The organism is Pseudomonas sp. Con_6 (assembly GCF_059379395.1).
This window is the reverse complement of record NZ_CM182011.1, coordinates 5,159,439-5,174,345: the sequence shown is the minus strand read 5'-3', so window position 1 is coordinate 5,174,345 and position 14,907 is coordinate 5,159,439. Positions and strand designations below refer to the sequence as shown.

Sequence of the window (14,907 nt, the reverse complement as noted above, 5' to 3'; positions counted from 1 at the left end):
GTGATTCCCATGCCCTTTTCCGAACGTGCTTCGCGTCTCAAAGGTTCCCTGATCCGAGAAATCCTTGCTGCGGCCCAGCGCCCTGAAGTCATGTCGTTCGCCGGCGGCCTGCCGGCCGAAGCCATGTTGCCGGCGGTGGACTGGGCAGCCATGCCGGTGTCGATGGGGCAGTACGGCATGAGCGAAGGCGAGCCGGCATTGCGCGAGGTGCTGGCGGCCGAGGCGCGGGCGCTGGGCATTCCCTGCGAGGCCAGCCAGGTGCTGGTGCTCAGCGGCTCGCAGCAGGCGCTGGACCTGGCGGCCAAGCTGTACATCGACAAGGGCACCCAGGTGATGCTGGAGGCGCCGACCTACCTGGCGGCGTTGCAGGTGTTCCAGTTCTTCGGCGCCGACTGCATCGTCGCCCCGCTGGAGGCGGACGGCCCGGATCTCGACGCGCTGCGCAGCCAGTTGCAGGCCCATCGCCCGGCGTTCATCTACCTGATCCCGACCTTCCAGAATCCCTCCGGCGTCTGCTACAGCGAAGCCAAGCGTGATGCCGTGGCCGCGTTGCTCGACGAGTTCGGCGTGACCCTGATCGAGGATGAGCCTTATCGCGAGCTGGCGTTCGACGGCGGCGGCGCCCGGCCCCTGGTCAGCCGCTTGCAGCGGAGCAGCTGGATCTACACCGGCACCGTGTCCAAGACCCTGCTGCCGGGCTTGCGTGTCGGCTACCTGATCGCCAGCCCGGACCTGTTCCAGCCCCTGCTGCGTCTCAAGCAGGCTGCCGACCTGCACACCAACCGCGTGGGCCAGTGGCAGGCGTTGCAGTGGCTCGGGAGCGATCGGCTCAAGGAGCATCTGGAAGAATTGCGCAGCTACTACCGCGTTCGCCGCGATGCGTTTCAGGTCGCCCTGCAAACCCATTTCTCTGACCTGGCCGACTGGCATGTGCCGCAGGGCGGGCTGTTCTTCTGGCTGACCCTGAAGCAGCCGCTGGACACCCGTACCTTGCTCGATGCTGCGCTGGCGGTGGATGTGGCCTTCATGCCGGGGGAACCGTTCTTCCCCGAGCCCGATGCGCACAAGGGGCACCTGCGCCTTAACTTCAGTCACGTCGATCCGGCATTGCTGGACGAAGGTCTGCGGCGTCTGGCGGAGGTAGTGCGCAGGGCGCAGTCGCTGTGACGGTATTCTCGAAACAAGATTAATTTTTTTTGTACACGAATTTACCGTTAAAGGTTCCAAAGGTTCCGGCCGAAAACCCATAGATGGCAGGTTGCCATTACTTGACCGCCTGCCCAACTTTTCGTTTTCCGGGACCTTTTCATGAAAATAAGAACCAAGCTCGCACTTGCCTTCGTCGCCGTCGCCATCGTCCCGGTGAGCCTGGTTGGCGTTATCTCCGTCAGCAATACCCGCACCGACGCGGTCAGCCAGTTCGTTGACAGCAGCACCCGGGAAATCCGCCAGATCGATGGCAACATGCGCCAGTTCTTCGATGGCACGCAGCAGAACGTCGATCAACTGGCCAAGGATCCTGTATACACCTCTGTAACCAGCCTGAAACATTACGCTGCGCCTGACGCCGCCCAGCAGCCACTGCCGGAATCGGCCAAGAAGGTGATCGAGCAGTTCGCCCGCTACGGCCAGACCCATCCCGCCGCCGCCATCCTGTCCATCGGCCTGGAGGACGGCAGCTACGCGAAGTGGCCGGACGATCCGACCCTGGCCAACTACGACCCGCGCACCCGCCCCTGGTACAAGGCGGCCATGGCCAGCCCGGGCAAGACCGTGCGCACGGCGGCCTACTACTACGACAAGGACGACGTGGCGCTGGTAGGCACGGCGCGGGCGATGCTCGATGATGCCGGCAAGGCCAAGGGCGTGTTCGTCGTCAGCGTGTCGCTGAAGAACCTCACCGAACTGGTGAAGAGCATCAAGCTGGGCGACAGCGGCTACGTGATGCTGATCGAGAACGACACCGTGCTGGTCGATCCCCGCGACGCGGCCCACAGCTTCAAGCCGCTCAAGGAGCTGGGCGAGCCCTACGCGCAACTGGCCGCCACCACGCAAGGCTTCACCGAGGTCGAGATCGACGGCGTCCGCTACATGGCCAATGTCTGGACCTCGCCAGGCCTGGGCTGGCGCTTCATCGGCCTGATCGAGCACAGCGAAGTGATGGCCTCGGCCACCCGCATGACCTGGCTGACCGCTGCCATCGTCGCGGTGCTGGCGCTGATCTTCGCGGTGATTGCCGCGGCGTTCTCGCGGGTCATCGTCAAGCCGATCGGCCAGGTCAGCAGCGGCCTGCAGTCGATCGCCGAAGGCGAGGGCGACCTGCGCCAGGACCTCAAGGTCCACGGCAAGGACGAAACCGCGGAACTGGCCGGCTGGTTCAACAAGTTCCTCGCCGCCATCCGCCAACTGATCCAGCACATCGGCGCCGCCTCCACCAACCTGCATGATGCCTCGCGGGTCAACAGCGAGATGGCCGGCAACATGAACGAAGCCGCCGGTCGCCAGCGTGAGGCGGTGGAGCTGGTGTCCACTGCGTTCAACGAAATGGTCGCCACCGCCAACGAAGTCGCTCGCTCCTGCAGCACCGCCGCCGACTCTGCGGAAAACGGCCATCGCCGGGTGGCCGAGGGCAAGCAACAGATCGAAGTGACCACCGAGAACGTCAACCGCCTGGGCAATCGTCTGGTCGAGTCGTCCCAGGCCATGCTCGAACTGGAAGCGGGCAGCCGCAGCATCAACCAGATCCTCGGCACCATCCGCGCCATCGCCGAGCAGACCAACCTGCTGGCCCTCAACGCCGCCATCGAGGCCGCGCGGGCGGGGGACCAGGGCCGTGGTTTCGCCGTGGTTGCCGACGAGGTGCGGGCGCTGGCCAAGCGCACTTCCGACTCCACCGGCGAGATCGACCAGTTGCTTGGCAGCCTGGGCAGCAAGACCCAGGAGGTGTCGCAGAAGATGGAAAGCTGTCTGGACCTGTCGCGGGCCAGTGTCGCCTCGATCGAAAGCGCGCGGGACAGCTTCGAAGGCATCCAGCTCTCGGTCAACGAGATCCGCGACCAGAACCTGCAGATATCCGCGGCCGCGGAGGAACAGCACAGCGTGGCCGAGGACATCAACCGGCATATCCAGCAGATCTACGACGAGGCGCGGTTGGTGGAGCAACTGGCGAGTTCGGCGCAGGTGGATTCCGGGCGCTTGTCCAGCCTTTCTCAGGAGCTGCATTTGTTGGTAGGGCGCTTCAAGTCGTAGGAAAAGGTCGCATGCTGGCCCTTTCAAGTCACTGTTTTCACATAGCATTTTTCGCTTCATGGATAGAGGGACTGATTTCCAGATGCGATTCAACTATGTGGCGGTGGTGGCGCTGGTGCTGATGTCCGTGGGGATGTCGGCGCAGGCGAAGGGGTTGAGCAAGCAGCAGATCGAGATGTGCCGGTGGGGCTCGGAAGTGGCTCGTTCGGCGCAGCACTCCAAGTTGTCCGGGACCACGCTGTGGCGGGCGCGGGAGAACCTCAAGGGGCGCACGTACCCGCGGCCGTGGATGCCGAAGATGGCCGTGGGCATTACCGAGCAGACCTATGCCAGCCGCAGTCGCTTGCAGCCTGGGTCGGTGAAGAAGACCTACTACGAGGGGTGTATCCGGCACGAGCAGAGCCGTCAGCGGGTTGTCCGGCGCTGACACCTGATGGCCTCATCGCGGGCAACGCCCGCTCCCACAAGGATTGCCGCCAGCCGCTGCACTTCGGCTTGCCGCTGAACCTGTGGGAGCTGGCGAAGCCTGCGATGAGGCCGGCAAGGACGATACAATTCCCCTTTCTTTGACCCTCAACCGCTCAAACATCACCGATAGCTGTCAGACTTCGCGCAACCTGAAGTTTTCGGAGATACCCCATGCTGCGCGTGCTTGAACGATGGCTCGACCCATTCCCCCCCGATGAACTGCCGCCACCCCCCACGGGCTTGCTGCGTTTCCTCTGGGCCTGCACCCGCGGCGCGCGCGGTTATGTACTGGCGATGGCAGTACTCAGTGCCGGCGTGTCGATCTACGAAGCCTGGCTGTTCGCCTTCCTCGGCCAGGTGGTCGACCTGCTCTCGACCTGGCAAGCAGGCGGTAGTGCAGCGAGCGAGGAGGAGCGCCGTGTTCTATGGGGCATCGGTATCGTGCTGGTGACCAGCATCGGTCTGGTGGCGGCACGAACCATGGTCCAGCACCAGGTCCTGGCGATCAACCTGCCGCTGCGCCTGCGCTGGGACTTCCACCGCCTGATGCTGCGCCAGAGCCTGTCGTTCTTCTCGGATGAGTTTTCCGGGCGCGTCACCACCAAGGTGATGCAGACCGCCCTGGCCGTGCGCGAAGTGCTGTTCACGGTGATCGAAATCCTGCCCGGCATCGGCGTGTATTTCATCGCCATTATTGCCCTGGCCGGTGGCTTCGCCCTCAAGCTGATGCTGCCGTTCATTGTCTGGCTCTTGCTGTTCGGTCTGGCCATGCGTTACTTCGTACCGCGTCTGGGCCAGGTCGGCCAGGAGCAGGCCAATGCGCGCTCCTCGATGACCGGGCGCATATCGGATGCCTACACCAACATCACCACGGTGAAACTCTTCTCTCACTCCAAGCGCGAAGCGCACTTCGCCCGCGCGGCCATGGAAGACTTCAAGGACACCGGTTTCCGCCAGATGCGCCTGGTCAGCCAGTTCGAGATCGTCAACCAGGCGCTGGTGGTCGGCCTGATCCTGGGCGCCGGCGGCTATTCCCTGTGGCTGTGGCACCAGGGCGACGTGGGTGCCGGTGCGGTCGCGGCAATCACCGCCATGGCCCTGCGCATCAATGGCATGTCGCACTGGATCATGTGGCAGATGACCTCGCTGTTCGAAAGCATCGGCACGGTGCAGGACGGCATGGCCACCCTGACCCAGGGCCCCAAGGTCGTCGATGCGCCGGATGCGGGCGTGCTGGCGACTCGGGGCGGGGCGGTATCGTTCGACAATGTCAGCTTCAACTACAACGGTGAGCGCCAGGTACTCGACGGCCTCAGCCTGGATATCCGCGCGGGCGAGAAGATCGGCCTGGTCGGCCGTTCCGGGGCCGGCAAGTCGACGCTGATCAACCTGTTGCTGCGCTTCTACGATGTCGACAGTGGTACCATCCGCATCGACGGCCAGGACATCGCCCGGGTGACCCAGGACAGCCTGCGCAGCGCCATCGGCATGGTCACCCAGGACACCTCGCTGCTGCACCGCTCCATTCGCGACAACATCGCCTACGGTCGTCCCGAGGCCAGCGACGCGCAGATCCGTGCCGCCGCGGCCAATGCCCAGGCCGATGAGTTCATCCAGCAGTTGAGCGACCGCCAAGGCCACAGTGGCTACGACACCCTGGTCGGCGAGCGCGGCATCAAGTTGTCCGGCGGGCAACGGCAACGTATCGCCATCGCCCGGGTGATGCTGAAGAACGCGCCGATCCTGCTGCTCGACGAGGCCACCAGCGCCCTCGACTCCGAGGTCGAAGTGGCAATCCAGGAAAGCCTCGACGGCATGATGCAGGGCAAGACCGTGATCGCCATTGCCCACCGCCTGTCCACCATTGCCGCCATGGACCGCCTGGTGGTCATGGACGACGGGCGAATCGTCGAGCAGGGCACCCACGCCGAATTGCTGGCCAGGAACGGTACCTACGCGCGCCTGTGGCAACACCAGAGCGGCGGCTTCCTCGGCGAGGACCTGGGCGTGGCCGAGGCGCTGGAGTGAAGCGCTGCGCTGGCGCTCAGGTTTGCTCAGAAACCCGCTGAAGACAGGCCAGAAAACACTGCGTATTTTGGCGCCGCTTATTGGCGCCATTCCCGCTGCAGGCTTCACGACAGAGTGCCCATCGCCGAGAACGGTGCCCACCACCCTCAAGGAGATGGCCATTGAAGCCACTGCATTTCGAACCGGCGGCCACCTTCCTCGGCAAGCTGGCCTTCACCTCCGGCAGCACCTGCCTGGCGGCGTGCATGCTGCCGGATGGCGGGCAAGCTCCGGCAATGACGGCATTTGCCCAAGGCACCCGTCCTGCGCGCGTCAGCGCTTACCAACTGTCCGACGGCAGCGTTCGCCTGCAGATCGATGAACGCTGGATCGGCCTCGACCGCGAATCCGGGTGCCTGGTTCTGAACCGCAACCTTGCTCAGGCGGCGACCTTGCGCCTGGCCGGCGAGTGCCTGGGGCAGGGCTGGGAGATGCTGGTGGAGGACCGCTGGTTGCCCGTGGTGTTCCATCCACAGGAGACGCAAGCGCTGCTGACGATCCGTCAGAAAGAGGGCGCCGAGTCCTGTTTCGAGCCGGTGCTGGTCACACCCTCACTCACCACCTTGGTGGCAACCAGGCAAGGGCGAGGAGCGGACTTGAGCAATGTTGTGCTGGATGGGACGCGGCTCTGCGGCGTGGACTTCACCGGTGCGTGTTTCAGCGGAGCGAGCCTGCAGGGTTCCGACCTGTCCGATTGCCTGCTGAGCACAGCCGATTTCAGCGGGGCCCGGCTGGAAGGCGCATCGCTCGCAGGCGCGCGCCTGGAGCGGGCCAGTCTGGTCGACGCAACGCTGACGGGCTGCCGACTGGACGGTGCCGTGCTGGACGGTGCCAACCTGACCGGCGTCTTTGCCCTGAAGGCGAGCTTGCGTGATTGCTCGTTGAAAAACATCGTCGCCAGCAACGCCAACTTCACCGCGGCGAACCTGTCCGATGCCGATCTGAGCCAGGCACAGCTGGATGCCAAGGTCCATCTGTTCAGTCTGGACGTGAGTCACATCGACACCCTGCAGTGCGGGCTGGCGGACGCGGCCCTGCTGGCGGCCTTCCAGACCCATGGCCTTGATCTGCCCGCAGACACTCAGATTCGCGAGCGGGTGGCACGGCGGTGCTGGCAGATCGGTGCGCGCAGCGAAGGCTACACGCTGATCGGTACGGCTGAGCGCATCGAGGTGTTCCGCACGGATGCAGCCCTGCGTCCGGCGATCTTCTATCGGGCCATCTGCATCGACACCCGTGCCTCCGGCGCCCACCTGAGCGGCGCCGACCTTCGCGGCGTGCAGTGGTGTGGCAGCGCCGCGACCCTCGATCATGCCGACCTGGAAGGTGCGGTGCTGTCCCACAGCCTGCTGGCATCCCTGGACTTGTCCGGGGCGCTGCTCAGTGGAGCCGACCTTACTGGCTGCGTGCTGGTGGATGCGCGGATGAGCGCTTGCACCATCCTCTGCGATGCCGGTTCGCGGGCCTTTTCCCTGGATGGCGCGCAGATCCAGGGGGTCGACTTCAGCGACACCAGCCTGGTCGATGCCTTGCTGATCAACGCCGGGGTGTCGATGGCGCAGGGTGTGCCACTGTTCACCCTGCCGCCATCGGCCTGGGACGATCTCACCCCCGCTGGCATTGCCACGCTTGCCTCACGTTTCGCCCTGGCAGGCTACCCACTGGGAACGTCGCCGAGCATCGAGCCGGGGACACTCTGGTTACTGGACGATGCCATTGATCCGGTGAGTGCGAGCATTCGTCAGGTTGCCGATCCGATCGTGCGACCGGCGCCTGGCACGGGCATCATCGGTCCATACGGTTATGCCGGCTTCCGTCTGGTGCGCTGTGAGCAGTGGGTTCAGGTCTTCGGCATGGGGTCGCTGTTGATGCGCGACTGGCCGGCGTATCCGTCCGGCGTGGCCTTCAAGGCGACCGCCGGGCTGGTGGCAGCGATGTCCGAGCACAGTATCGGGCCGGCGGGCTACCTGAAGCAGGCGCTGACGGCGAATGCGCTCGACAGCGAGGCGTTCTTCACGGCGGCAATGCCACGGCTTTCCTGAGGACTGTCGTGTCGTGGCCGGCTGGCTGCGGCAACTCCAGGCAGAAACAGATGGGGCGGCCTTGCCCACGACTTTCCAGGACCAGGCTGCCGCCATGCAGTTCGGCGATACGTCTGACCAGGTACAGCCCCAGGCCGACCCCCGACCGGTGCAGGGCCTGGGTACCGCGGAAGTACTTGTGGAACAGCTGGGGCGCCTGCTCGGCGGGAATTTCCGCACCTTCGTTGAGAACCCGCAGGCACACGCCGCTGACGCCATCCTCCACCTCCAGCACCACCGGGCTGTGCGGCGGGGCATGGCGGTCGGCGTTGGCCAGCAGGTTGCGCAAGGCTACCCGCAGCAGGCCGACGTCGCAGCTGAGCAGCGTTCGCTCGCTGCGTCGTACCAGGTCGATCCGGCCAGGCGGGAAGTCCTCCAGACAGCCAGCAAGCAAGGTGCGCAGGTCGTGTTCGGCACAGTGCGGCTCGCTGGCGCGTTCCTCCATGCGGTCGTGCTGCAGGTAGTCGTCGACCAGGGTCAGCAGGCGGCGGGAGGATGCGTGGATATCCCGGCAGCGCTGCTCGTTGCGTTCCGGCGCGGCCGTGAGGTTGCGGATCATCTGTTGCGCGGAGGTGCCAATGATCGCCAGTGGCGTGCGGAACTCATGGGACACCATGGCCACGAAGTCGCGCTGTTCCTCGCGCATCTGCTGTTCGTGGTGCAGCGCTTCGCGCAGTGCAAGCGTGCGTATCTCGATCTCGCGCTCCAGTTCCACATTCTGCTGCTGCAGCAACGCAGCGAAAGCCGCTTCGGCGCGGCGGGTCTGGCGTTTCAGCGAGCGGTAGTGGCGGATGATGCGCATGCTCATCAGCAACATGTGCAGCAGCGCGCCGAGGGCCACGGCGTTATCGGTAAAGAAGGTCGCGGGGAGCAAACCCAGGTTGCGCAGGAAGCTGATGACGATGCCAACGTAGTAGATGCCGAACAGCAGCAGAAAGGCGCGCGCCGGTCGATGGCCGCGGATCAGCGACCACAGTGCCAGGCCGATGAAGAACGGGATGCTGAGCAGTACCGTGAGCTGGTGCAGTGGCGCGCCGAGGCGGTACTGATCCGCGACGACCAGCAGGGCCGAAGTGCAGCCGATCAGCAGGCCGGCGGCAATCAGACCGCGTTGTAGCCGTCGATGGCCAGACAGACGCAGTTGGCGCAAGGTGAAGACCACGCCCACCGGCAGACTCAGGCCCAAGGCGCAACCCAGCAGGGTGTCGCTGAGCCCCATCGGCAGGGCTAGCATCTGCTGGGGCAGGCCCAGGGTCAGCAGTTCGATGACGACGCAGAAGCTGACGTAGGCCAGGTACCAGCCACTTTCGGGGGCCCGGGTCATGCGCCAGAAGGCGGTGTGGAAGACGATCAGCACCAGGCAGATGCCGAAGTACAGGCCGAATCCGAGGTATTCCATGGCCACGCCGTGGGCGAAGCGATCGTTGGGGGTGAGGCGCAGGTTCACCGACATCGCATTCTTGCTTTTCAGGCGCAGCAGCAGGGTGCGCGGCTGATCGGGCGGCAGGCTGAGTTCGAATGCTGGCGAGCGATAGTCCACGGCCCAGTGCTGGCGGCCCATTGCCTCGCCGCTGTGCAAGACCCGCGGCACACTGCTCATGTCGTACAGGGTCACTTCGTCGAGCAGTGAATTGCTCAGCACCAGCATCCACTGCGACGGCGATTCTGGGCCGCTGCGCAAGTGCAGGCGCAGCCAGACCGCACCGGAAACGAAGCCGGCGCTCAGCGAACCCGGCAGTGCCTGCCAGTTCGGCGAGGCCAGGGCCGCAGCGGCATCCAGATGTTCACCGGGATCGTCCAGGCGTTCGAGAAAGCCATTGGCGACCTGGCTTTGGTCGCCCAGCAGCAAAGGCGCTGCCGGTGTGCGCAAGGCTACCAGCAGCAGGCACAGCAGCAGCCAGGGCAGGGCGGACCGTTTCACTGGCTGATCTCCACCGGTTCGTAGAAGCAATAGCCGTTGTTGCGCAGGGTCTTGAGCGGCAGCTCAAGGCCGGTCGCCTGCTCGACATTGCGGCGCAGGCGGCGAATCTGGGTATCGAGGCGGCGCAGGTCGTAGCTGAGCCAGTCTTCGCCGAGGGCGTCGACGATCTGGCGTCGGCTCACCGTGGCACAGGCTTGCACCATCAGGCTGTGCAGCACCAGCGTGTCCTGATGTGACAGGCGCACGACCTGCTGGTTAGGTGCCCGCAGCTCGCGCGGGCGGGTGTCCAGGCGCCAGGCGGCGGGCGGGCGTTGCAGGTCCAGGCGGCGCACCAGGGCGGCCAGCACGGCGGCAAGTTCGTCCAGGTCGCACCCCTTGGCCAGGTAGTGATCGGCGCCCGTGCGCAGTCCCTGGACTTTCTGTCCGCTGCTGCCGCGGGCGGAGAAGGCGACGATGCCCAGGGCGCAACCCTGGTCGCGCAGGCTCTGGATCAGGTCCAGGCCGTCACCGTCCGGCAGGTTCAGGTCGAGCACCGCGAGCCGGTGACGGCGTGGCTCGAAGGCGTGGGTGAAGCTGGCCAGGTCGTGAACCAGGGTCACGGCATAGCCGCAGTCGCCGAGGAACTCGCCGAGCTCCCGGGCCATGACCGGTTCGTCTTCAAGGAGAATGAGTGGGAGCATCTATGGGGTTCGACAGGGAATGCCAGGCGCCAACCTGAGCGGGCGCCCAGTCTATCGGGAAGTCGATAACTGTTGAAACTTCCGCGGCGGCCGCAGCGAGCCGATATACACCGCCGCCACCGTCAGCAAAGCGCCGCCGATCTGCACCAGCGAACTCGGTTTATGCAGAAACACCACGTCGACGAAGTAGGTGATCACCGGTTCGAGCAGCAGGATCAGGCCGGCCAGGCCGAGGCTGATATGGCCGATGGCACGGTTGACCATCAGCCAGCCGACGAACTGCACCATCACCCCGTAGATCACCAGCATCAGCAGGGTCTGGCCGTCGCCGATGGCCAGGCTTTCGCCGCGCAGCAGGGCGTAGGCGAGCATCACCAGGCCGGACCAGACGCTCAGGTTGAACATCTGCGCGAGTTTGTCACCGCCGCCGTCGGGCAGGGCACTGGCGGCCTTCAGGTAGTACACGCAAATGGCGTAGGCCAGGCCCGAAGCGATGCCGAAGACGACGCCGCGGATGCCGAGTGCGCTGGCCATTTCCGGTGCCAGCAGCAGGTACAGGCCGAGAAACGCCAGGACGATGGCGCCGGTGAAGTTCAGCGAGGGCTTTTCCTTGAGCAGGTAGAGGCCGAGCAGGGTCATGAAGAACACCTGGCAGTTGGTCAGGATCGAGCCGATGCCGGGGCCGACGATATAGATGCTGTGGTGCCAGAGAATCAGGTCGATGGCCAGGAACACTCCGGCCATTCCGGTGAGCAGGCTGGCCTTGCGGCTCGGCAGGTGCAGCGGCACCTTGCGCCATTTCAGGCTTAGGTAGAACAGCGCCGAGGCGAACAGCATGCGGTAGAACCCGGCGCCGCCCGCGCCGATGTCGGCGAAGGCGACGGCCAGTGCCGAGAGGCTGAGCATGAGGCCGCCGAAGGTCAGTTCGAGAAGGGCTTTTCTATTGTCCATGTCGGAAGATCACTTGCAGGTTTGCGTGGGAACACAGAACCTAACCCTCTTGCCGGCGCAACGATTGGACGAAACTGGACACGTCATGAGCCACGGACCGCACGATCACGATTTCTCGCATTTTCTTCGCATCCCCGAGGGCGGCTGCGAGCTGCTCAGTGCCCGTTACAGCAACCAGCATTTCGGCCGCCACAGCCATGACCGCTATGCCTTCGGGGTGATTACCCAAGGTATTGAAAAACTCTACTACCGAGGCGCCCAGCATGTCGGCACGGCGGGGACACTGGTTACCCTCAGCCCCGGCGAGATCCATGACGGCGTGCCGGTGGACGCCATCGGTTGGGTCTATCGCATGCTCTACATCGATCCCGCGTGGCTGAACGAGCGGGTGCTGCAGGCGCCAGATGACGCGATCCATCTGTTCCGTGAACCGATGGCGCGGGATCCGGCCCTGGCCAGCGCCTTCATTGCTGCTCATCGCACCGCCAGCCAGTCGCTGTCGTCGCTGGAGCGCGAAAGCGTGCTGGTGCAAATGCTCGCCGACCTGTTCCAGCGTCATGGGCGGTTGCAGGTGGAGCAGGGACGTGTCGAGCGGGACGCGGTGCGACGGATCAAGGCCCGGTTGGAAGATGATCTGGAGCACAATCTGTCTTTGGAAAGTCTCGGCGCGCAGGTGGGCATGGACCCTCTCTACCTGATCCGGGTGTTCAAGCGCGAGGTGGGTGTGGCGCCGCACAGCTACCAGATCCAGACGCGGGTGGCTCGCGTCCAGGTTCTGTTGCGCGGCGGGATGGCATTGGCGGAGGCCGCCGTGGCTGCGGGCTTCTTTGACCAGAGCCACATGGCCCGGGCATTCAAGAAGGTCGTGGGCGTGACCCCGGCCAGTTTCCGCGATAGCCTTTGCCGATGAGCACGGCAGGCCGCTGCGCTTCACTCGACCTGCTGAAGTGGCTGGCGATCGTCAGCATGGTCGGCGATCACCTGCGCTACCTGTGGGTAGACCAGGACTGGCTGTTCGTCACCGGGCGCCTGGCGTTTCCCTGGTTCTGCCTGGCGATCGCGGCGAATGTAGCGCGCTCGAAAGGCATCAAGCGTCACTACCTGTACGGCTTTCTGCTGTTTTCCCTGTTGTCGGAGTTAACGTACCGCTGGCTGGACAATGGCTCACCGACCCTCAACGTGATGCCGACCCTGGCCCTAGGCCTGCTGGTCGCCTGGGGTGTGCATTTGCGTACGCGGGTGGCGAGCTTGCTGGCATTGGTGGTCGTGATCGTGGCGGCAGCGGCGAGTCACTGGTTGATGTATGGCTTGCCTGGCGTGCTGCTGCCGGCAGCGTTGCTCGCGGCACTGCGGGACGGACGCTTGTTCTGGCTGGCAGGGTTGCTGGCGGTGGCAGGGAACCTGACGAACAGCTGGTTGTTGCATCATCCATTGCAACCTGTCTCGCTGTTGGTGATGTCGGTCGCATTCCTGTCGATACCACTGGGGCTGGCGCTGCTGCGTCGGCCATGGCCCGGGCAGGTGCCGCCGGTGGGGCGTTGGGGATGGTGGTTCTATCCGCTGCACCTGGCGTTGATCAAACTGGCTAGTATCTGATCAGATGTCCACCACTGGAATATCCCCAGTCCCTTTCTTTTCCCGCCTCCCACTCATCCAGTCCCCCACCTGTGCCGCAAACCCGCTCGGCGCCTTGCGCCCGACCCTGCGTGCCAGGTCCAGCACGGTCAGCTCGGCCAGCGCTTCTTCCATGCGTTTTTGTGCGGTGATCATCGCCGCATGCACCGCACACGGGCCGTCGATGGCCCAACTGGGCGGTTCGCCGTCGAACAGCGCGCAGCGCCCGCGGATCTCGCGGCAGTCGAAGATCGACTTGCGTCCGTCGATGGCGTTGACGATATCCAGCAGGCTGATCTCGCCGGCCGGTCGGGCCAGGCGGAAGCCGCCTTTCACGCCTTCGGTGGCGGCCACCAGTTTCGCCTTCGCCAGCTTGGTAAAGATCTTCGCCAGGTAATCCTGCGGCACGCCCTGCAATTCGGCCAGGTCGCGCACGCTGGCGTCACGGCTTTCCTCCGCATCACCCACCAGGAATATCAGGCAGTGGATGCCGTATTCGACCCCCGCGCTGTACAGCGACATCTCGTTATCTCCGACTGAATTGATCGCAATATTACCGCGAAGGCTTGTTTTTTAAAACTACGACTAATAAAGTCGTAGTTGTCGAAGCAAAGCAACCTCACAACGGAGCAACACCATGACGCAGCACATCCTGATTCTCGGCGCCGGTTTCGGCGGTTTGTGGAGCGCCCTCAGCGCCATTCGCCTGCTGGACCGGCAGGGGCGTTTGGACATCCAGGTCAGCGTTCTCGCCCCGCAGGCCGAACTGCGCATTCGTCCGCGCTTCTACGAACCGGATGTGGCGAAGATGGCCGCGCCGTTGGGCGATCTGTTCGAGGCGGTGGGGGTGCGATTCATCCAGGGCACTGCGCAGCGCATCGATGTCGCCGGCAAGCAGGTCGAGTACCGCGATACCCAGGGCAACACCGCGACCCGCCATTTCGACAAGCTGGTAGTGGCTACCGGTAGTGGCCTGGCACGGCCGGACATGTCGGGTGTCGCCGAGCACGCCTTCGATGTCGACCAATTGGAAGAAGCCGTGCGACTTGAAGAACACTTGAAGGCGCTGGCCGGGCGCCCGGCCTCATCGGGTCGCAATACTGTGGTGGTCGCCGGTGGTGGTTTCACCGGGATCGAGACCGCGATGGAAATGCCGGCGCGCCTGCGTGAGGTGCTCGGCGCAGATGCCGAGGTGAAGGTGGTGATCGTCGATCGTGGTGAGGCCATCGGCGCGTCCATGGGCGCCGAGATTGCTGTCTCCATCGCCGCGGCCAGCGCCGAGCTGGGCGTGGACTGGCAGCTGAAGTCGTCGGTGGAAGTGGTGGATGCCGACGGCGTGACCCTCGCCGATGGTCAGCGCATCGAGGCGGCCACGGTGATCTGGACCACCGGCGTCAAGGCCAGCGACCTGACCGCGCAGATTCCAGGCGAGCGTGATCGTCTGGGTCGGCTGAAGGTGGATGGCAACCTGCGGGTGATCGGCCTGCAAGACATCTACGCCAGTGGCGATACCGCGTACGCGGCCACCGACGAACTGGGCAACCATGCGCTGATGACCTGCCAGCACGCGATCATGCTCGGACGCTATGCGGGCAACAACGTCGCGGCGCAGTTGCTGGGGGTCGAGCCGATTGCCTACAGCCAGCCGAAGTATGTGACCTGCCTCGACCTGGGCGCCTGGGGCGCGGTGTATACCGAGGGCTGGGATCGTCAGGTGAAGCTGGTGCGGGAGGAGGGCAAGCAATTGAAGACGCAGATCAACAGGGTGTGGATCTACCCGCCGGTGGCCGATAAGGCGGTGGCTTTGGCGGCGGCGGATCCGTTGATTCCGATTGCCTGATTTTGGGGCCGCTCTGCGGCCCTTCGCGAGCAAGTT

The 14,907-nt window shown here is 64.6% G+C and carries 12 protein-coding genes and 1 pseudogene; 9 read left to right on the top strand and 4 right to left on the bottom strand.

What is annotated here, in order from left to right; genetic code table 11:
* The first annotated feature begins 9 nt into the window (after positions 1–9).
* The 6 genes and pseudogenes from AC5QPF_RS23015 to AC5QPF_RS22990 all read left to right on the top strand — a co-directional run bounded on the left by AC5QPF_RS23015 (position 10) and on the right by AC5QPF_RS22990 (position 7,826).
* Positions 10–1,167, top strand: a complete 1,158-nt coding sequence (locus AC5QPF_RS23015) for an aminotransferase class I/II-fold pyridoxal phosphate-dependent enzyme (RefSeq protein WP_494960039.1) — start codon at positions 10–12, stop codon at positions 1,165–1,167.
* 141 nt (positions 1,168–1,308) lie between these two features.
* Positions 1,309–2,346 (top strand): annotated as a pseudogene (locus AC5QPF_RS23010) (cache domain-containing protein); the annotation flags it as partial.
* A gap of 123 nt (positions 2,347–2,469) precedes the next feature.
* A complete protein-coding gene (locus AC5QPF_RS23005) occupies positions 2,470–3,249 on the top strand; it encodes a methyl-accepting chemotaxis protein (RefSeq protein WP_494964235.1) in 780 nt (259 codons plus the stop codon).
* A gap of 82 nt (positions 3,250–3,331) precedes the next feature.
* Entirely contained in the window at positions 3,332–3,676 is a 345-nt protein-coding gene (locus tag AC5QPF_RS23000) for a hypothetical protein (RefSeq protein WP_494960038.1), read from the top strand.
* 212 nt (positions 3,677–3,888) lie between these two features.
* The gene (locus AC5QPF_RS22995; protein ID WP_494960037.1) at positions 3,889–5,745 is read left to right on the top strand and encodes an ATP-binding cassette domain-containing protein; all 1,857 of its coding nucleotides are present in this window, start codon (positions 3,889–3,891) and stop codon (positions 5,743–5,745) included.
* A 161-nt stretch (positions 5,746–5,906) separates the two neighbouring features.
* Positions 5,907–7,826, top strand: coding sequence for a pentapeptide repeat-containing protein (locus AC5QPF_RS22990; protein WP_494960036.1), 1,920 nt, complete (start codon positions 5,907–5,909; stop codon positions 7,824–7,826).
* On the opposite strand, the gene AC5QPF_RS22985 is transcribed toward AC5QPF_RS22990, so the two are convergent.
* The 3 genes from AC5QPF_RS22985 to AC5QPF_RS22975 are packed head-to-tail and all read right to left on the bottom strand — an operon-like array spanning position 7,798 to position 11,417.
* Entirely contained in the window at positions 7,798–9,786 is a 1,989-nt protein-coding gene (locus AC5QPF_RS22985; RefSeq protein ID WP_494960035.1) for a 7TM diverse intracellular signaling domain-containing protein, read from the bottom strand. The two genes, AC5QPF_RS22990 and AC5QPF_RS22985, sit on opposite strands and share 29 nt — an antisense overlap.
* On the bottom strand, positions 9,783–10,466 hold the full coding sequence (locus AC5QPF_RS22980) for a response regulator (RefSeq protein ID WP_494960034.1): 684 nt from the start codon (positions 10,464–10,466) through the stop codon (positions 9,783–9,785). Before AC5QPF_RS22980 ends, AC5QPF_RS22985 begins: the two co-directional genes overlap by 4 nt.
* Before the next feature lie 51 nt (positions 10,467–10,517).
* Positions 10,518–11,417, bottom strand: coding sequence for an EamA family transporter (locus AC5QPF_RS22975; RefSeq protein WP_494960033.1), 900 nt, complete (start codon positions 11,415–11,417; stop codon positions 10,518–10,520).
* An 85-nt stretch (positions 11,418–11,502) separates the two neighbouring features.
* On the opposite strand from AC5QPF_RS22975, the gene AC5QPF_RS22970 reads away from it, so the two are divergent.
* Together AC5QPF_RS22970 and AC5QPF_RS22965 are read left to right on the top strand one after the other, a co-directional pair.
* Complete coding sequence (locus tag AC5QPF_RS22970) at positions 11,503–12,327, top strand: AraC family ligand binding domain-containing protein (protein ID WP_494960032.1); 825 nt, start codon at positions 11,503–11,505, stop codon at positions 12,325–12,327.
* Entirely contained in the window at positions 12,324–13,013 is a 690-nt protein-coding gene (locus tag AC5QPF_RS22965) for a TraX family protein (protein WP_494960031.1), read from the top strand. The genes AC5QPF_RS22970 and AC5QPF_RS22965 overlap by 4 nt, the downstream gene beginning before the upstream one ends.
* On the opposite strand, the gene AC5QPF_RS22960 is transcribed toward AC5QPF_RS22965, so the two are convergent.
* Positions 13,014–13,553 (bottom strand): Rrf2 family transcriptional regulator, encoded by a 540-nt coding sequence (locus AC5QPF_RS22960; RefSeq protein ID WP_494960030.1) that lies wholly within the window; start codon positions 13,551–13,553, stop codon positions 13,014–13,016.
* A 115-nt stretch (positions 13,554–13,668) separates the two neighbouring features.
* Between AC5QPF_RS22960 and AC5QPF_RS22955 the strand changes: the two genes are divergently transcribed.
* Complete coding sequence (locus AC5QPF_RS22955; RefSeq protein WP_494960029.1) at positions 13,669–14,871, top strand: FAD-dependent oxidoreductase; 1,203 nt, start codon at positions 13,669–13,671, stop codon at positions 14,869–14,871.
* The last annotated feature ends 36 nt before the right edge of the window (positions 14,872–14,907 follow it).